This is a genomic window from Gordonia sp. LUNF6 (assembly GCF_047041125.1).
Classification (GTDB): Bacteria; Actinomycetota; Actinomycetes; order Mycobacteriales; family Mycobacteriaceae; genus Gordonia; species Gordonia sihwensis.
This window is the reverse complement of sequence record NZ_CP178181.1, coordinates 830,071-846,461: the sequence shown is the minus strand read 5'-3', so window position 1 is coordinate 846,461 and position 16,391 is coordinate 830,071. Positions and strand designations below refer to the sequence as shown.

Genomic DNA, 16,391 nt, shown 5'->3' with positions numbered 1-16,391 from the left:
CGACAGTCCTCGCCGTCACGCCTGTCCCCCGACCATCGGTCACGGCGCCGCCTCGGCCATCACCGGCGCCCCCACCCTGCCGTCCCCGGTGTGCAGGCGCAGCCCCGGCGTCACCGGCCGGATCCGGAGTTCGGTGCCGTGCCCGTCGAGCTGGACGTAGGCCGCGTGCAGTCCCGACCGCACCGGGACCTCGACGGGGTCGCCTCCTTCGAGACGGAGTTCCACGGTGCCGGCTCGGTCGGCGCAGTAGCTGAAACCGACGGTCCACTGCCAGTCGATCAGCGGGCCGCTCAGCGGCAGCCTGGTGAGGTCGTCGATGCCGGGCTTGGCGCAGCTGCCCCGGCTCGGCTCGAAGGTTCGCACCGGCGACACCGCTCCCGCGACCAGGCGACCCTCCGGATTGAGGACCTTCAACTCATCGGTGACCTTCCCGAAGCCGGGACGCTCGCGCAGGCGGCCGAAGACATGGCTGATCATGTTGTTCGGATAAGCGACCGGCAGCAGCACCTCGAGCGGCACCGGCTGATCGAACATCGTCTTGCCGTCCATCGACGCCAGCGACGCACGCGCGGTGCGCAGATAGTCGCCGGTCGGATCGTCACGCCAGGACTGCCCGAAGGACATCGTGGCCGTGACCGCCGAGACCAGGAAGGCCACACCCGCCACCGCGGCCGCGACCGCCATCCGCCGGTCGGGCTGTGAGGGTCCCGCGGTGTGGGCACCGATCGACGGCGCCGCGGCGATCAGGGCCAACGCGATCGCCAGCACCAGCGCGGTGTCGGGCAGGTACCGCATGGTCTGCGCCAGCTCGAGCGCGGTGTTGCCGCTCGACCGGTTCCACATCACCGGAATCTGGGCCGCCACCGCGTACAGCAGTGCGAAGAACCAGATCAGCGCCACGCCGCGTCTGCGGCGCACGGTGATCGCGATCGCCGCCGCCAGCACCACCCACCCGAGGACGATCATCCACACGCTCGGGAATCCCATCGGCGGCGACGGCGTCCACCGCTCCCACACCCACGGACCGCCGGTGAACGAGGGCACGATCGCGTTGTTGATGCTGCGCCACACCAGATGGGCCGTCTGCCCGATGGAGTGGACGCCGGCCGTGGCCGTCGACGTCGCGAGAAAGACCGCGGCCCACACCACGAACACGCCGCCGAGGATCAGCCACAGCGGACGAGCCCGAAGAAAGGCCTGGCTCAGCGGTGACGATCGGTAGTCGGCCTCATCGTCCCAGCGGGCCGATGAGCGACTGCGGAGCGCGAGAACCGCCGCGACGAAGGCGACGGGCAGGATGAACAGTGACTTCTCGAAGAACAGCAGACCGACCACGAAGGCGGCCACCGCGCCGATCAGCAGACGCCGGCTGCGCACCGGGTCCGGGCGGTCGCGGACCAGCGCTACCGCGTTGCCGACCACGACTGCCATCGCGGCCTGCATCGGCAGGGTGTTCAGACCGGCCGCCCACCAGACGTAGGCACTGACGGTCATCGGAACGAACAGATAGAAGCACAGGGCGGCCAGCGCCCAGCCCCCCGCCCGCGGCGCGAGGATGCGGATCATCCGCCACACCGCCAGTGAGGCGACCGCCTGCAGGACCACCAGCGTCAGCGCGGGCAGCCACCACTGCACGGGGGCCAGTGCCGTGGTGAGCCCGGCGACCAGGAACGCGGCGGGCATGAAGTGGCCGTCGTGGCTGTAACCCAGGAAATCCCACGACAGAATCGGGTACGTGGACGCCCGCCCCATGAGGATGAGGTCGTCCCAGTAGAAGTTTCCCCAGATCACCAGCACCGCGCGCACGACGAGCTGCACCATGATCAGCGCCAGTGCCAGTGCTCCGACTCTTCTCGCGGCGGTCGTTCTCGCGGTGGTCATCGCGGCGGTGGTCATCACTGCATTGTTCACTACGCGCCGCCACGCCTGCGAACCCTGCGTGGCAAAATCGGAAGACGTGAGTGACCAGGATGATCAGCAGACCAATGACGGCGCGGCCCACGGAAACGACGGCGGCGGACGGTTCGCGCTGGATCTGGAAGCGCTGGGGCTGAGCGACGATGTCACCGCCCTGCCCGACGACATCGAGGAACTCCGAGTCGAGATCGACCGCATGGACGCCGTCATCCTCGCCGCCATTCAGCGGCGCAGCGCCGTGTCGAAGAAGATCGGCGCGCACCGCATGGCTACGGGTGGACCGCGCCTGGTGCACAGCCGCGAGATGAAGGTCCTCGACCGCTTCTCCGCGCTGGGGTCCGAGGGACACACCCTCGCGATGCTGCTCCTGAGACTGGGCCGCGGACCGCTGGGGCGTTAGCGACCTCCCTGCCTTCCGGCGGCCTCAGGACGGCCGGCCGCGTTCGGTGCGGTACCAGCGCACCAGTGCGTCGGTCGACGAGTCCGGCAGCGGCGCAGGCGCGGCGTCGTCGCTGATCACGCCGAGCAGATCGACGGCCTGCTTCTTCCCGAGTTCCACACCCCACTGGTCGAAGGGGTTGATCCCCCAGATCATCGCCTTCACGAAGGTCTCGTGCTCGTAGAGTGCGATCAGTTGTCCGAGGACCGAGGGCGTGAGCTTGGGCGCCAGAATCGACGTCGACGGGCGGTTTCCGGGCATCACCTTGTGCGGCACCAGCTTCGGCGGCACCCCCTCGGCGGCGATGTCGTCGGCGGTCTTGCCGAAGGCGAGCACCTGCGTCTGTGCGAAGAAGTTGCTCATCAGGATGTCGTGCATCGAGCGTCCGTCGGCCGCGGGCAGATCGTCGAGCGGTTGCGCGAACCCGATGAAATCGGCCGGGATCAGCCAGGTCCCCTGATGCAGGAGCTGGTAGAAGGCGTGCTGCCCGTTGGTCCCCGGCTCACCCCAGTAGATCGAGCCGGTCGGCGAGGTGACGTGATGTCCGGCGGCGGTGACCGACTTCCCGTTCGACTCCATCGTCAGCTGCTGCAGGTATGCCGGAAACCGAGCCATGTCGTCGGAGTACGGCAGCACGGCCTGCGACTGCGCATCCCAGAAGTTGGAGTACCACAGACCCACCAGCGCGAGGATCGCCGGCGCGTTCCGCTCCAGCGGCGCGGTCCGGAAGTGCTCGTCCATCGCGTGGAAACCGGCGAGGAATTCGCCGAACAGCTCACGGCCGATGGCGATCATCAACGACAGCCCGATCGCCGAGTCGATCGAGTAGCGGCCGCCCACCCAGTTCCAGAATCCGAACATGTTGGCGGTGTCGATACCGAACTTCGCGACCTCGTCGGTGTTGGTGCTGACGGCGACGAAATGCTTGGCGACCGCGTCCGAGTCGGCCCCGTCGACCCCGAGCTCACGCAGCAGCCACCGTTTCGCCGCGGTCGCGTTGGTGATGGTCTCGAGGGTGGTGAAGGTCTTCGACGAGACGACGAACAGCGTGGTCTGGGGGTCGAGTCCCTCGAGCACCGACACCAGATCGGACGGGTCGCTGTTGGAGACGAAGTGCCCGGCGATCCCCGGATGACGGTAGTGGCGGAGCGCCTCGTACGCCATGACCGGACCGAGGTCGCTGCCCCCGATACCGATGTTGACCACGTCGGTGATCGGCTTGCCCGTGTAGCCGGTCCACTCGCCGTTGCGCACCCGGTCGGTGAACTCGCCCATCGCATCGAGGACCGCGTGCACGTCGGCCACCACGTCCTGGCCGTCGACCACGAGTTCGGCGTCGCGCGGGAGCCGCAACGCGATGTGCAGCGCGGCACGGTCTTCCGAGGTGTTCAGATGCGCCCCGGCGAACATGGCATCGCGCTGCTCTTCCACACCGGCCTCACGGGCGAGTGCCGCGAGCAGTTCCACGGTCTCCCGGGTGATCAGGTTCTTGGAGAAGTCGATGTGCAGATCGGCGGCGTCGACCGTCAGATCACGTCCGCGATCAGGATCCATCACGAAGAGTTCACGCAGGTGCAGCGAGTACACATGCTGCTGGTGAGCAGCCAGAGCGTGCCACGAGACAGTCGATGTGATGTCGAAATCGTCCGTCCCGTCGAGCCGTCCACGCAGATTCGTCATCATTGTCCCCACATTATTCGGTCGAACGAGTTCCTGGCGAGGTGTGGCTCAGATCAGCCTCGCCGAGAGCGACTCCGGCAGGTAGCGCAGCGCCCACGAGATCGGCGTCCACGGCCACGCCGGAACCGCCGCGCGGGCGCGTTCGGATTCGATCGCCGCGACCATCGCCTTCACCCCGCGCTCGGTGTCGGTCATCATCGAGGTCTTCACTCCGCGGTTGATGTCCGTCTCGATGTAACCCGGAAGCAGCACCGTCACCGTGATCGGGCTTCCCGCGAGTTCGGCTCTGAGCCCCTGTCCGAGGGCCGAGACTCCTGCCTTCGAGGCCGAGTACGCGGTCTGAGCCTTCGGCAGGCCCCGGACCGCACTCATCGAACTCACCAGGACGAGGTGTCCTGCGTTCTGCCTGCGGAAGATCTCCATCGCCGCTTCGGCTTGCGCGAGCGCACCGACGAGATTGGTCTGAACGGTCTCCATGTTGGCCGCGGCGTGTCCGGTTCCGATCGGAGCACCCTTGCCGAGCCCGGCGTTCACGATCACCCGGTCGACACCGCCGAGGTCCTCCGACAGCGCCTCGAAGGCCACTGGGACCGCATCCGCGTCGGTCACGTCGAGTTGCCTGACTGCCACCCGGCGCGCGGATGATTCGAGTTGCCCGGCAAGCGATTCCAGCCGATCGATCCGTCGCGCCGCGAGTCCCAGACTGCGGCCGCGGGCCGCGAACTCGCGGGCCATCCCCTCTCCGAGACCTGAACTCGCACCGGTGATGATGATCTTCTCGCGAACCATGCAGCCGAATCTACCGGCCGTGACGAGGGTCGGCACCGCGGCGTGATCGGCCGGACGCGCCGTTGCGCGGCGAACCGACGAGATGAGACAATCAACGTCACTCTAGTAACTTCCATCACAATTTCACCTTGCGTAACAGGAGTGAGCCCATGCCTCCCTTCCGCCGCCTCCTTCCCTTCCGCAGCCTCCTCCGCTTCCGCAGCCTCACTGTGTCGGCCGCGACGGCTGCGACGATCACCGCGGCCGTCCTCGTGACGGTTCCGGGAGCCGGAGACGCCGCCGCGGCACCCTGCGGCACCCAGGGCAACGGGTCGAGCCTGCCCTTCTTCGACACCGGATCGCTGGGCTCATCAGGATCGCCGGGCTCATCTGGCTCGCTGGGTTCGTCGGGATCCGGTTCGGGTGCCGCGCAAGGTCCGCAGGGCCCACTCCCGCACTTCGACAACGGAATCACCCGCACCGTCGCGTGGACCACCGGACCCCGCAGCGCGAATCGGACCTTCACCCGCTTCGGCATCTCGGGCACCGATCTGGGCATCGCCTGGGACAACGGCGCGGGCCAGACCCTCCTGGCCTTCGGCGACACATTCGGTGACTGCACAGCACCGGGCAGGCAGTGGCGGCACAACGTTCTGCTCCGCACCACCGACGACGACCTGACGAACGGACTCACCGTGCCGGACGGCGTTCCGGGCGACGTCCACTCCGGCGCTTCGGTGGCCGCGGACGCGCCGGCCTTCGCCCGTCAGATGATCGACGCGATCGGCTGGAGCGGCGTCGAGGTCACCACCATCCCCACATCTGCGATCGCCATCGACGGCAAGCAGTACCTGAACTACATGTCGGTCCGGAAGTGGGGACTCCCCGGCCAGTGGGACACCAATTTCTCCGCGACCGCCGTCTCCTCCGACAATGGACAGACCTGGACCACGCCACCTGCGACCATCCGCGTGAACGCCGGCGTCTCGCTGCCCATCCCGGAGGGATGGCCGTCTGTTCACGCCAACGACAGCAAGTTCCAGCAGGCCGCCTACGTGAAGGGGCACGGCGACGATGACGGCTGGGTGTATCAGTTCGGCACCCCGAACGGCCGGTTCGGTGGCGCCTACCTCGCCCGATTCCGGCCGTCGGACGTCCTCGACCTGAGCCGCTATCACTACTGGACCGGCAGTGGCTGGTCCGACTCCATCGACGACATCCCCGGCGGCTCCGCCGGGAGGGTCCTTCCCGCACCGGTCACCGAACTGTCGGTGGCGTGGAGTCCGTTCCTGAACAAGTACGTGATGCTGCACAGTCCCACCACCGGGGTCCAGATGCGGACCGCCGACCATCCCGAAGGACCGTGGAGCGCACCCAGGCTGCTCGTCCCCGGGACGCTGGGCTTCTACGCTCCGATGATGCTCCCCCAGTCGCCCGCGCTCACCGGCACCGGACCCGACCTCTACTTCCACGGCAGCCGATGGGACGACTACAACGTCGCGTTGGTGCGAACTCGCCTGTCACGGTGATATCGCCCATTTCACTCGGGTCAGCGGCACCCGTGCCGTATCGCGGTACGAGCACCGAACCCGCCTGTTACCAAAGAGAGGCACGGTAAGCACTCCAGCCACAGATGAGGAACCATGCGCCGTCTGAGACTCCGAACGCTCCAGATGCTCACCGCCTGTGTCATCACGGCCGCAGCCGCGGCGGCGGCACTGTCGGTGACCGCACCCGCCGACGCTCGCGCCTGCAGCAACAGCGGCCCGGTGGTCCCGATTCCCGTGATCGGCAAGTTCCTGCCCCGCGGCGGTGCCCCGGCCGGTCCGCAGAAGGCCATGCCCGCCTACGACGACGGGACCACCGCGACCGTCGCGTGGGTCACCGGTCCCCGCAGCCCCAATAGGACCTTCGGACGGTTCGGCGTCTCCGGCACCGATGTCGGAGTCGCCTGGGACAACGGCCGCGGGCAGACGCTCCTCGCTTTCGGCGACACCTTCGGCAACTGCCTCACCGGCGATCAGCAGTGGCGCCACAACGCGCTGTTGCGGTCGTCCGACCGGAACCTGTCCGACGCGCTGCGCCTCGACGGCAGCGGCTACGCCGGCCAGATGTTCGGCGCGCTCGGGTTCGACGGCATCGAGAAGACCACGATTCCGACCGCCGGCATCTCGATCGGCGGCCGACAGTACGTCAACTACATGTCGGTCCGAGCCTGGGGCCCGCCCAGTGTCTGGTACACGAACTACTCGGCGACGGCGGTCTCGAACGACAACGGCCGCACCTGGTCCACCCCGCAGAACACCATCCGCGTCAATGCCGGAGTCACGGTGCCCACCGGAGCGGGCTCGCCGTCGATCCGGGCCGGTGACGCGCACTTCCAGCAGAGCGCCTACGTGAAGGGGCGCGGCGCCGACGCCGGCTGGATCTACCAGTACGGCACCCCGAACGGCCGCTTCGGTTCCGCGTACGTCGCTCGCTTCCGGCCCTCCGACATCCTCGACCTCGGCAGGTATCAGTACTGGACCGGGCGCGTCTGGGCGCCGTCGCCCGACGCCGCGCGACCGGTGGTGCGCGGACCGGTCACTGAACTGTCGGTGGCCTGGAGTCCCTTCCTGAACAAGTACGTGATGCTCGACAGCCCGCGCGGCGTGCTGATGCGCACGGCACCGTCTCCGCAGGGCCCGTGGAGCGGCCCGCGCCGGATCGCTCCGGCGAGCCTGGATCTGTACGCGCCGATGATGCTCCCGAACTCACCCGCCCTGCGCGGCACCGGTCCCGATCTCTACTTCAACGCGAGCCGCTGGGACGACTACAACGTGCTCCTAGTGCGTACGCGGGTGTAGGAGCGGCGGTCGACGGCCCGGAGCGCAGCGGCCACCCGCGTCGATCGCCTACTTCAGCAGCCGCGACATCCGGCGGTCGGCCAGCACCTTGCCGCCCGTCTGACACGTCGGGCAGTACTGGAACGAGCGGTCGGCGAAGGACACCTCACGGACGGTGTCGCCGCACACCGGACAGGGCAGGCCGGTGCGCGCGTGGACCCGAAGCCCGGTGCGCTTCTCCGACTTGAGGCGGGCCACCTCCTGTCCTTCGAGCCGTTCGATCGCATCGTGCAGCACCGAGCGGACGGCCCGGTACAGGTCGTCGATCTGCTTGTCCGAGAGGCTCTTCGACGTGGCGAAGGGCGACAGCCGAGCGGTGTGCAGGATCTCGTCCGAGTAGGCGTTGCCCACGCCGGCGACGACCCGCTGATCGGTCAGCAGGTTCTTGATCCGCGCGCTGCTGCCGGCGAGGATTGCGGCGAACTGGTCGCGGTCCAGCGCCAGAACGTCGGGCCCGAGGCCGGCGATCCGTTCCACTTCTGCGGTGTCGCGGACGATCCAGGCCGCCAGCCGCTTCTGCGTCCCGGCCTCGGTGACGTCGAATCCCTCACCGGGCAGCCCGCAGTGAACGCGCAGCGCGATGGGGCCCTTGCCTCCCGGTTTCGGCGGAGTCTGCGAGAGCGAGTCGCTCCAACGCACCCACCCGGCACGGGACAGGTGGATCACCAGGTCGATCTCGTCGTCGACCGCGGCACCGCCGTCCGCGGGCCCGGGCGCGGTCCGGATCACCAGGTACTTCCCGATACGGTCGACGCTCGACACGATGCGGCCCGTCAGCGCCGTGTACGGCGGATCGGCGGTCTTGAGCACGGCGAGCGAGGCGACGTCGACCCGCCGGATCGGCAGGCCGGCGGCCCGCGAGTCGAGGTACGTCGCGATGGCGGTCACTTCGGGAAGCTCCGGCATGCCCCCAGTGTGCGCCACGGGTCGGACTTTCTCACGTGAGCCGGACCGACCCGACCGGAAATCCGCCGGGTGCTCCAGCCTGCGCCCGTGTGTTCTAGTTAGAGAATGCGCCCGTCCCCTCCCGCGATGTCCGACGCCGAACTCGCCGCCGCTATCGCCGAAGGCGCGGGCGAGATCCTCCTGGGCATCCGCCACCGGGATCTGCTCACCGGCCCCCTGGTCGGCGATGTGGGAGACGCACTGGCGCAAGCATGGATCTCCACCGTCCTGCGCAGGCACCGAGGACGGGACGCCGTGCTCTCGGAGGAGGCCGAGGACGTCGGCGACCGCTCGCGCGCCGGGCGGGTGTGGATCATCGATCCGCTCGACGGCACGAGCGAGTTCGCGATGGGTACATCGGACTGGGCGGTGCACGTTGCGCTCGCGGTGGACGGCACGCCGGCCGCGGCCGCGGTGTCGCTCCCGGCGAAGAACGAGGTGTTCCGCAGCGACGACGTACCGGCCACTCACGGGCCGCTCACGGGCCGACTCGCGGTGTCGCGGTACGGACACTCGTATCATTCCGCGGCGGTCGCCGATCGGCTCGGCATGGACGCGATCCGCATCGGTTCGGCGGGCGCCAAGGCGATGGCCGTGGTCCGCGGCGATGTCGACGCCTACGTGCACTCCGGCGGCCAGTACGAGTGGGACAACTGCGCGCCGGTCGGCGTCGCGCTGGCGGCGGGACTGCATTGCAGCCGGCTCGACGGACGGCCGATCGTCTACAACAACCCGCAGCCGTACATGCCCGACTTCGTCATCTGCCGCACGGAGATCGCCGACGCCGTTCTCGAGGCGGTCGCGACACCCTGGTGAGAGGGCCGCTCAGCGAGCCTTCTGCAACAGGTAGATGTCCATGATCCAGCCGAGCCGTTCACGCGCTCGCGCCCGCTTCTCCTCGATCTCCGCGGTCACGTCCGCCACCCGGCCGCTCACCAGGATCTCGTGTTCGGTGCCCAGGTAGGCGCCCCAGTACACCAGGTCGTCGGGTGCGGCCGTCTCGCGGAAGGCGAGGTCGGAATCGAGCATGACGATCTGATTGGCGTCGGCACCCGCGGGCGTGGCCGAGAGCCGGCGGCCCGTGGTGGTCAGGATCGGTTCGCCGATGCCGTGCGCGACGATCCCGTGCGCGGCGGTCAGCGCCGACGCGCTCGTCACACCGGCGATCACCTCGACCTCGACGGAGACGTCGTCGCGCGCGGCGAGCTGGTCCAGGATGCGGAGTGTGGAGTCGTACAGCGCGGGATCGCCCCACACCAGGAAACCGCCGGTCTCGCCGGGACGCAGATGCTCGGAGACCGCGGCTCGCACCGCGTCGACGCGCGCGGCGTGCCAGCGCCGGACCTCGGCCTCATAATCGTCGGGACGACGATCGCGCGGCGGGTCGGCGATCGCCACCACGCGATGTCCGGGCGCACCGTGCTCGGTCAGGAACTGCTCCCGGAGGGCGGTCAGTTCGCTTGTGCGAGAGCCCTTGTCGAGCAGGAAGAAGACGTCCGTGGCGCCGATAGCGTCCACCGCCTCCAGTGTGATCTGGCGCGGCGACCCCGGTCCGATCCCGATGACGCGCAGCAACACGGCGTTCAGAGCCGCACCTTCTTCAAGCCGTGGATGCGCGCGGTGAGGTCGAGCACCGTTTGACGCGGAACCAGACGCCGCAGTGCGAAGACGATCGGCGCCCGATTGCCGCGGGCGTACAGCGGTCGCGGGTGCTCCGCGAGCGCGGCTTCGACGATCTCCTGCGCCATCGACGCCGCCGAGATCCCCTTCGCCTCATTGCGGCGCGTCGCCGCCGCGAGGGTCTCGTACTCCTCCCGGTACACCGAGTCGGGTTTGATGTGGATGGTGCGCCGCTCGCCGATCCCCGTCGCGATGGTGCCGGGTTCGACGGTGGTGACGCGGATTCCGTACGGCGCCACCTCGCGGCGCAGCGCCATCGCGTAGCCCTTGAGCGCCGACTTGGTGGCCGCGTAGTTGGTGCGGAACGCGACCGGGAAGCTCGAGAGCATCGACCCCACCATCACGATGGTCCCGGTGCGACGATGGCGCATACGCGGCAGCACCGCCTTCGTCAGCGCGACCGGCCCGAAGACGTTGACCTTGAACAGGTGCTCGACGGCGTCCATCGGCGTGTCCTCGAAGGCACCCGCGGCACTCTCTCCCGCGTTGTTGATGAGGATGTCGAGATCGCCGACAGCCTCGGCGCACTCGGTGGCCGACGCGTAGTCCTCGTTGTCGAGGCGCAGGTACGTGACGCCCGGGATCGGGTTGCGCACCGAGTCCGGGTTGCGGCTGGTGCCGTACACCTTGTGTCCGAGCGCCACGAACTGTCGCGCCACGGCCTCCCCGATTCCGCTGCTCGCTCCGGTGACCAGCACAGTCCGCTGCCCGGTGATCGATTTGGTCATGGCACCTACGGTAGCCGGGACAGCGGGCCGCGGGGCGAACGACCGGTCCGGACACCGGCGATGTGGAGTGAGCGTCGCGGGTGCGGAGGAGCAGAGGCGCTCGGCGTCGCAGCCGAGCCGGTGACGTAGACTTCTCCTCGTCGGCGACCGCGTCCCCATCTCGGCCGCCGACCGGGCCGGCGGCGAACCGATGACGCTCACCGCGGTCCCCGCTCTCGTAGCTCAGGGGATAGAGCACCGCTCTCCTAAAGCGGGTGTCGTAGGTTCGAATCCTACCGGGAGCACGCAGTGTCCAGAGTGCTGTGTCTAGAGTCGTGAGCGAAGCACCCGCAGTGCTGTTCAGCTCAGGAGGATCTCTCAGTGATGACGTCGCGAATCCGCGCACTCACCCTCGGACTGGCCGTCGCGGTCACCGCCGCGCTGTCGGTTCCGGCCCCCGCTCACGCCGACACGCGCGACGACGCACGGCAGGCGATCAACCAACTCTCGGTCACCATGGAGGACTCCCTCGGTGAGCAGCAGGGCGATCTGGTCCGGACCGGCGACGGTTACCGGCAGCTGTACGAGAACGGCGTTATCGTGTGGACCGCGGAGTCGGGCGCGCAGAACGTCTTCTCCGACCCCGAACGCACAATGCGTGAGGACGGTCATGAGCCGTTGAACGGCGTCGTGATGGTGAAGCCGTTCGTCGGCGCCACGTACGTCGACGTTCCGGCATCTGCCGTCCACCCCGTCGCCGAAGCAGACGACTCCACCGACGGCATCTCCGCCTGGTGGTGGATGCTCCTGCTGCTGATCCCGCTCGTCGGCCTGATGCTGGCGTGGCTGCGCGGCCTGAACTCCTACAACTACAAGACCTACACCCCGGCGACCGGACCGGGATTCCCTCCGGTCACCGACGAGCGCGCGGACCGGCTGCGGGCCTTGGCGGACGGCCGGGAGACGAGCGCCGCGGACGCGATCGCGAGGGCCGAGGCGGCCGCCGCAGCGGCGAAGGCCGCCGAGGTGCCCGTGCGGCCGGGCGCGCGAGTCCCTTCCCAGGGCGGAGAGGTGCCGCTGCCGATCGGGGCGTCGCGCCCGCTGCCGAACGATCCGATGCAAGCACCCGACGGGTACCCGATCAAGGCGATCGTCGAAGCGGGCCTGTACTACCGGCCGGGCGACGCCGAGTATGCGTCAGTGACACCCGACCTCTGGTTCGCCACTGCCCCGACCGCAGATAAAGGCGGCTTCGCGCCGGCTGGGGACTGACACCGTCGATCCGGGCCGCGCCCCCGAGGACGCACCACCACACGGCGGCTCTCCACACGGCGGCGGAACCGCCGATTTGTGCCACCGGCCGGCACTGCGGCACAGGAACTGTCCGACGATCACACGAAGTGCGGCACGACCCCGCTTCATAGTCGGCACATCGCGTTATGTTTCACGCGCTGACATCCGTCGGCGCGCCCGCCTGTCGGGCACACCTCGCCGTCTACCCGATCAGGTCGCCGAGGTTCCTCCCACCCGATCGGCCACATCACCAGAGAGCCCCGAAACATGCGCAAACTCCCACTCGTCACGGCGGTGGCCGCCGCTGCCGCCGCCGGAATCCTCGTCCCCTCCGGCGCTGCCGAGGCCGCACCATCGGCCGACACCCAGGTGACCTTCGTCGTGGCCGGCCAGGGCGGCGATCTGTCGATCACCGCGGGGCCGCTCGGCGCCATCGTCCCGAACGCGAACGGCACCCTGGCGACCGGGGGCCTCCCGACGGCCTCGGTGACCGACAATCGCAATGGCTCTCCCCGCTCCTGGGAGACCACGGCATCCTCCACCGACTTCACCGGTCAGGGCGTCACGATTCCCGCCTCCGACGTGAAGTACGAGGCGAACGCGATCATCGGCAAGGTCGGCGGCGGCGACGTCACCGGGCAGGGAGAGAAGAGCCTCGGATCCCCCGCTACCGTCGTCACCCGGACCGGCCTCACCTGGCCGCTCGAGATCATCACCTGGAGTCCGGCTCTGACGGTCGACTTCCCCACCGGCGGTCTGCCGATTGGGAGCTATTCCGGCACCGTGACCGTCTCCGTCGCCTGACCCCGACAGGCTAGAACCTCGTGGCCGGGACACGCACCGCGCGTGTCCCGGCCACCGCACTCGAAAGCCCAGCATGCGCCCCACCTCCTCCCTCCGTGCACTTCTCGCGACGCTGACAGCGGCCCTCCTGACCGGTGTCGTCCTCCTCACCGGTCCCGCCGTCGCCGGTGCCGCGCCCGGATCGTCGACGGCACCGGCCGACCGCGGAACGCCGGACGGTTCCATCGGTATCCGACTGCTCGACGTCCCCGCGAAGTCGAAGGACGATCCTCGGGCGCAGCTCTACATCATCGACAACCTGAACCCCGGCACCACGATCACACGCCATGTCCAGGTGACGAACGGCACCGACACCGCGATGAAGATCGCCGTCTACCCGGGACCGGCCGGCATCGTCGACGGCAGCTTCGTCCCGGGCGAGCCGGGGACGAAGAACCTCCTGACGTCGTGGACGAGCGTCGACAAGCCGAATCTGAACCTCGCGCCGGGACAGAAGGCCAGAGTCGCGGTGACGATCGCCGTACCCAAGGACGCGCCGGAGATGGAGCAGTACGGCGTCATTTGGGCGTCCACGGTGCCGAACCAGAACAAGGAGACCGGCATCGGCCTCGCATCCCGTGTCGGCGTCCGCATGTACCTCTCCACCGGACCCGGCAACGGCCCGCCGTCGGACTTCGCGATCGAGAAGCTCGAGGGACGTCGCGGTGCGGACAACGGCGCCGAAGTGACCGCCCACGTCACGAATACCGGAGGGCGCGCCGTCGACGTCACCGGCACCCTGAAGCTGAGTGAGGGACCCGGAGGGCTCTCCGCCAAGGCGGTCTCGTCGAAGGGCATGACCATCGCTCCGGGTGAGTCGGCCGACGTCGTGTTCGCAGTCCCGAACAGCGCACAGCTCCCGGACGGCCCGTGGAAGGCCGAGGTGCAGTTGGAGAGCGGGGTGCACACGCACGACTCGACCGCATCGATCAGCTTCGACCAGTCGGATCAGACCGAAGGATCGTCGAACACCGCGCTGATCGTCACGATCGTCGTCATCGCCGCCGCAGCACTGGCGGGCATCGCCGCGTGGCTGCTCCGACGACGCCGGGGATCGTCGTCCGGGCCGGGAGAGTCCGTGTGAACAGCGCACTGAGGGCCGCGCTCGGCACCGTCGCCCTCGCGACTGCCGGAGTGTTGGCTGTCGGCGTCTGCCCCGCCTCGGCCACACCCTCTGAATCGACCACGTCGACGACGTCGCCGGCCGATTCCGCGGATGCGCAGTTCTCCGAGTCGCCGGCTCCGGACACGACGGCCGTGGTTCCGACCGCGGAGCCGACTGTCACGCCTACCGCGGAGACCACTGAGCCCATCACCGAGACCACCCCCGAGGCCGCCACCAGCCGTCCCCCGTCGTCGGTGTCCCCGGCGACCTCGACGACTTCCTCGAACCCGTCCACCGAGGACGTGAAACACGGACGCGCCGCCGTCGCGCCGTCGGCGGCATCGGATCTGTCGGTCTCGGCGGGCTCCTACGGGACCATCGTGCCGTACGCCACCAGCGCCACCGGCATCCTGCCCGCCGTCACGGTGAGTACGTGGCAGGGACAGGGCTGGTCCGCGAGCGCGTCTTCGACGGACTTCACCTGCCCGAACGGCGCAGTGATTCCTAAATCGCAGGTCACCTACAGTGCGACGGCGCCCGCCGGCGTCGCGGGCACCGCGACCGGCCCGCAGACGCTCGCGTCGCCGAAGACCGTGTTCACCAGCGGCGGATCTGGGCTGAACGGTGTTCTCAACACCGGCACCTGGACTCCGGCGCTCACCGTCGCCTACCCGAACGGCGCCTCGATGTGCACCTACACGGGAACGATCACCGTGTCGGCGTACTGATCGGTCGGCTCCGCTCTGCCGGGCTCAGCCGAACAATTCGTTGAACTTGACGAGCGACTTCTCGATGTCGCCCTTGACCGCCATCGCCGCGGCCTTGCCCGCCGGTCCGATCAGCGGCAGACCGCCGAGGTCGATGAGGAACGTGACCCGGGAGCCGTCGCCCTCCGGCTTCACGAGCAGGTTGATCTTGGCCTTCACTCCGCCCTTGCCGTTACCCTTGAGCACGACCTCGCCGGGCCGGTCGAGCTTCTCGATCTCCCACGCGAACCGCACGCGCGCCCCCTTGACGGAGACCACCGACGAGACCGCGGTGCCCTTCTTGAGGTCGTCGGGGGCGGGCAGCGGGCTGCGCCAGCCGTCGTGGAGGACCAGCCAGTCGTCGTACCGGGCGAGATCGGCGGCACACTTGAAGGCGTCTTCCGGGGAGAGCGCGACATGAATGGAGTCACTGGTCTTTGCCATGAGTACAGAGACTAACCGCCACCGCGCGTCACAGGTAGATCCGGACCACGCCGGGACGGCACCCGAGCCGACGATCCTCGCGGCGGCGCGGTCGCTCCTGAACCGTGTCCTGGTGGGGCACGGCGTGTCGGTGCGAATCACCGAAGTGGAGGCCTACAACGGGCCCGACGACCCCGCTTCGCACGCGTTCACCCGGACGCCGCGGTCGGAGATCATGTACGGTCCGCCGAACCGCCTGTACGTGTATCAGATCCACACCCACCACTGCGCGAACGTGGTCACCAGTCCGGAGGGGCAGGGCTCGGCGGTGCTGATCCGAGCCGGCGCGGTGATCGACGGAGTGCAGGCGGCCCGCGACCGCCGCGGAGGCGTCGCCGATCATCTCCTCGCACGCGGCCCGGGCAATCTCACCCGCGCACTCGGAATCACCAAAGCCGACCTCGACACCGATCTGCTCGATCCGGTCGGCGTGCACCTGCTGCCCGCCGACCCGGCGTCGGATCCGACCGCCGGCGGGCACGTGATCGCCGGGCCGCGCGTGGGCGTCCGGCTCGCCGCCGACCGACCGTGGCGGTTCTGGATCGACGGCGAGCCGTCGGTGTCGGCGTACCGGCGGCATCCACGGGCCTGACCGACCCCCGGGAGTTGCCTACTGGGCCGGGCCTTCGCCCTTCGGCGGTTCGGCCTGTTCGGCCTGGGGCTGCTCGGCCGGGGCGTGCTCGGCTCTGCGGTCCTCGGGCTTCGACTGCTCGGCACCGACCGCCTTGCGCGCGGCGTCCTGAGCCTTGTCGACCTGCGAGGCGTACTTGTTGCCGGTGGCCTTGTCGATGAGGTCGCCGCCCTTCTCGATGAGATCGGGGTTCGACTTCAGCGCGTCCTTGGCCTTGTCCACGAGTCCTTTGAGATCCATGTGCCGATGGTACGTCGACTCAGTCGGGC

17 protein-coding genes and 1 tRNA gene are annotated in these 16,391 nt (G+C 68.9%); 10 read left to right on the top strand and 8 right to left on the bottom strand.

Annotated features, from left to right (window positions below; genetic code table 11):
* Nucleotides 1-39: 39 nt before the first annotated feature.
* Nucleotides 40-1,896, bottom strand: coding sequence for a DUF3488 domain-containing protein (locus ACK8HH_RS04040; protein WP_412475562.1), 1,857 nt, complete (start codon nucleotides 1,894-1,896; stop codon nucleotides 40-42).
* 133 nt (nucleotides 1,897-2,029) lie between these two features.
* Between ACK8HH_RS04040 and ACK8HH_RS04035 the strand changes: the two genes are divergently transcribed.
* Nucleotides 2,030-2,317 (top strand): chorismate mutase, encoded by a 288-nt coding sequence (locus tag ACK8HH_RS04035; RefSeq protein WP_231650238.1) that lies wholly within the window; start codon nucleotides 2,030-2,032, stop codon nucleotides 2,315-2,317.
* 24 nt (nucleotides 2,318-2,341) lie between these two features.
* Here the strand turns inward: ACK8HH_RS04035 and pgi are convergent, their stop codons facing one another.
* Together pgi and ACK8HH_RS04025 are read right to left on the bottom strand one after the other, a co-directional pair.
* Nucleotides 2,342-4,039 (bottom strand): glucose-6-phosphate isomerase, encoded by a 1,698-nt coding sequence (gene pgi, locus ACK8HH_RS04030; protein ID WP_412475561.1) that lies wholly within the window; start codon nucleotides 4,037-4,039, stop codon nucleotides 2,342-2,344.
* A gap of 45 nt (nucleotides 4,040-4,084) precedes the next feature.
* Nucleotides 4,085-4,825, bottom strand: a complete 741-nt coding sequence (locus ACK8HH_RS04025; RefSeq protein WP_346074684.1) for an SDR family oxidoreductase — start codon at nucleotides 4,823-4,825, stop codon at nucleotides 4,085-4,087.
* A 149-nt stretch (nucleotides 4,826-4,974) separates the two neighbouring features.
* Between ACK8HH_RS04025 and ACK8HH_RS04020 the strand changes: the two genes are divergently transcribed.
* Nucleotides 4,975-6,333 carry a DUF4185 domain-containing protein gene (locus ACK8HH_RS04020; RefSeq protein ID WP_412475560.1) on the top strand — a complete coding sequence of 453 codons (1,359 nt, stop codon included), beginning with the start codon at nucleotides 4,975-4,977 and terminating at the stop codon, nucleotides 6,331-6,333.
* Nucleotides 6,334-6,447: 114 nt separating this feature from the next.
* Nucleotides 6,448-7,650 (top strand): DUF4185 domain-containing protein, encoded by a 1,203-nt coding sequence (locus ACK8HH_RS04015; protein WP_062367661.1) that lies wholly within the window; start codon nucleotides 6,448-6,450, stop codon nucleotides 7,648-7,650.
* A 48-nt stretch (nucleotides 7,651-7,698) separates the two neighbouring features.
* Here ACK8HH_RS04015 and ACK8HH_RS04010 read toward each other — a convergent pair whose 3' ends face one another.
* On the bottom strand, nucleotides 7,699-8,595 hold the full coding sequence (locus tag ACK8HH_RS04010) for an Fpg/Nei family DNA glycosylase (RefSeq protein ID WP_346074687.1): 897 nt from the start codon (nucleotides 8,593-8,595) through the stop codon (nucleotides 7,699-7,701).
* A gap of 105 nt (nucleotides 8,596-8,700) precedes the next feature.
* On the opposite strand from ACK8HH_RS04010, the gene ACK8HH_RS04005 reads away from it, so the two are divergent.
* Nucleotides 8,701-9,450 carry a 3'(2'),5'-bisphosphate nucleotidase CysQ gene (locus tag ACK8HH_RS04005; protein WP_412475559.1) on the top strand — a complete coding sequence of 250 codons (750 nt, stop codon included), beginning with the start codon at nucleotides 8,701-8,703 and terminating at the stop codon, nucleotides 9,448-9,450.
* Between the two features lie 9 nt (nucleotides 9,451-9,459).
* Here ACK8HH_RS04005 and cobF read toward each other — a convergent pair whose 3' ends face one another.
* Both cobF and ACK8HH_RS03995 read right to left on the bottom strand, forming a co-directional pair.
* Entirely contained in the window at nucleotides 9,460-10,212 is a 753-nt protein-coding gene (cobF, locus tag ACK8HH_RS04000) for a precorrin-6A synthase (deacetylating) (protein ID WP_062367664.1), read from the bottom strand.
* Nucleotides 10,213-10,217: 5 nt separating this feature from the next.
* The gene (locus ACK8HH_RS03995; RefSeq protein WP_006894638.1) at nucleotides 10,218-11,042 is read right to left on the bottom strand and encodes an SDR family oxidoreductase; all 825 of its coding nucleotides are present in this window, start codon (nucleotides 11,040-11,042) and stop codon (nucleotides 10,218-10,220) included.
* A 211-nt stretch (nucleotides 11,043-11,253) separates the two neighbouring features.
* Here ACK8HH_RS03995 and ACK8HH_RS03990 point away from each other — a divergent pair.
* The 5 genes from ACK8HH_RS03990 to ACK8HH_RS03970 all read left to right on the top strand — a co-directional run bounded on the left by ACK8HH_RS03990 (nucleotide 11,254) and on the right by ACK8HH_RS03970 (nucleotide 14,990).
* A tRNA-Arg gene (locus tag ACK8HH_RS03990) sits at nucleotides 11,254-11,326 on the top strand.
* A 79-nt stretch (nucleotides 11,327-11,405) separates the two neighbouring features.
* Nucleotides 11,406-12,293, top strand: coding sequence for a hypothetical protein (locus tag ACK8HH_RS03985; protein WP_062367666.1), 888 nt, complete (start codon nucleotides 11,406-11,408; stop codon nucleotides 12,291-12,293).
* Between the two features lie 288 nt (nucleotides 12,294-12,581).
* Nucleotides 12,582-13,118 (top strand): hypothetical protein, encoded by a 537-nt coding sequence (locus tag ACK8HH_RS03980; RefSeq protein ID WP_045539179.1) that lies wholly within the window; start codon nucleotides 12,582-12,584, stop codon nucleotides 13,116-13,118.
* A gap of 73 nt (nucleotides 13,119-13,191) precedes the next feature.
* Complete coding sequence (locus ACK8HH_RS03975) at nucleotides 13,192-14,241, top strand: hypothetical protein (RefSeq protein ID WP_082781319.1); 1,050 nt, start codon at nucleotides 13,192-13,194, stop codon at nucleotides 14,239-14,241.
* Nucleotides 14,238-14,990 (top strand): hypothetical protein, encoded by a 753-nt coding sequence (locus tag ACK8HH_RS03970; RefSeq protein ID WP_006894631.1) that lies wholly within the window; start codon nucleotides 14,238-14,240, stop codon nucleotides 14,988-14,990. Before ACK8HH_RS03975 ends, ACK8HH_RS03970 begins: the two co-directional genes overlap by 4 nt.
* 24 nt (nucleotides 14,991-15,014) lie before the next feature.
* On the opposite strand, the gene ACK8HH_RS03965 is transcribed toward ACK8HH_RS03970, so the two are convergent.
* Nucleotides 15,015-15,452 carry an SRPBCC family protein gene (locus tag ACK8HH_RS03965; protein WP_006894629.1) on the bottom strand — a complete coding sequence of 146 codons (438 nt, stop codon included), beginning with the start codon at nucleotides 15,450-15,452 and terminating at the stop codon, nucleotides 15,015-15,017.
* Between ACK8HH_RS03965 and ACK8HH_RS03960 the strand changes: the two genes are divergently transcribed.
* Nucleotides 15,430-16,083, top strand: a complete 654-nt coding sequence (locus ACK8HH_RS03960) for a DNA-3-methyladenine glycosylase (protein WP_412475558.1) — start codon at nucleotides 15,430-15,432, stop codon at nucleotides 16,081-16,083. The genes ACK8HH_RS03965 and ACK8HH_RS03960 overlap by 23 nt on opposite strands.
* A gap of 18 nt (nucleotides 16,084-16,101) precedes the next feature.
* Here the strand turns inward: ACK8HH_RS03960 and ACK8HH_RS03955 are convergent, their stop codons facing one another.
* On the bottom strand, nucleotides 16,102-16,362 hold the full coding sequence (locus tag ACK8HH_RS03955) for an antitoxin (RefSeq protein ID WP_039866711.1): 261 nt from the start codon (nucleotides 16,360-16,362) through the stop codon (nucleotides 16,102-16,104).
* Nucleotides 16,363-16,391: the final 29 nt, after the last annotated feature.

Excerpts from the sequence above, each read along its gene's own strand:
- ACK8HH_RS04040 (WP_412475562.1), bottom strand. The coding sequence starts at position 1,896 with ATGACCACCGCCGCGATGACCACCGCGAGAACGACCGCCGCGAGAAGA.
- pgi (WP_412475561.1), bottom strand. The coding sequence starts at position 4,039 with ATGATGACGAATCTGCGTGGACGGCTCGACGGGACGGACGATTTCGAC.
- ACK8HH_RS04025 (WP_346074684.1), bottom strand. The coding sequence starts at position 4,825 with ATGGTTCGCGAGAAGATCATCATCACCGGTGCGAGTTCAGGTCTCGGA.
- ACK8HH_RS04020 (WP_412475560.1), top strand. The coding sequence starts at position 4,975 with ATGCCTCCCTTCCGCCGCCTCCTTCCCTTCCGCAGCCTCCTCCGCTTC.
- ACK8HH_RS04015 (WP_062367661.1), top strand. The coding sequence starts at position 6,448 with ATGCGCCGTCTGAGACTCCGAACGCTCCAGATGCTCACCGCCTGTGTC.
- ACK8HH_RS04010 (WP_346074687.1), bottom strand. The coding sequence starts at position 8,595 with ATGCCGGAGCTTCCCGAAGTGACCGCCATCGCGACGTACCTCGACTCG.
- ACK8HH_RS04005 (WP_412475559.1), top strand. The coding sequence starts at position 8,701 with ATGCGCCCGTCCCCTCCCGCGATGTCCGACGCCGAACTCGCCGCCGCT.
- ACK8HH_RS03995 (WP_006894638.1), bottom strand. The coding sequence starts at position 11,042 with ATGACCAAATCGATCACCGGGCAGCGGACTGTGCTGGTCACCGGAGCG.
- ACK8HH_RS03985 (WP_062367666.1), top strand. The coding sequence starts at position 11,406 with ATGACGTCGCGAATCCGCGCACTCACCCTCGGACTGGCCGTCGCGGTC.
- ACK8HH_RS03980 (WP_045539179.1), top strand. The coding sequence starts at position 12,582 with ATGCGCAAACTCCCACTCGTCACGGCGGTGGCCGCCGCTGCCGCCGCC.
- ACK8HH_RS03975 (WP_082781319.1), top strand. The coding sequence starts at position 13,192 with ATGCGCCCCACCTCCTCCCTCCGTGCACTTCTCGCGACGCTGACAGCG.
- ACK8HH_RS03960 (WP_412475558.1), top strand. The coding sequence starts at position 15,430 with ATGGAGTCACTGGTCTTTGCCATGAGTACAGAGACTAACCGCCACCGC.
- ACK8HH_RS03965 (WP_006894629.1), bottom strand. The coding sequence starts at position 15,452 with ATGGCAAAGACCAGTGACTCCATTCATGTCGCGCTCTCCCCGGAAGAC.
- ACK8HH_RS03955 (WP_039866711.1), bottom strand. The coding sequence starts at position 16,362 with ATGGATCTCAAAGGACTCGTGGACAAGGCCAAGGACGCGCTGAAGTCG.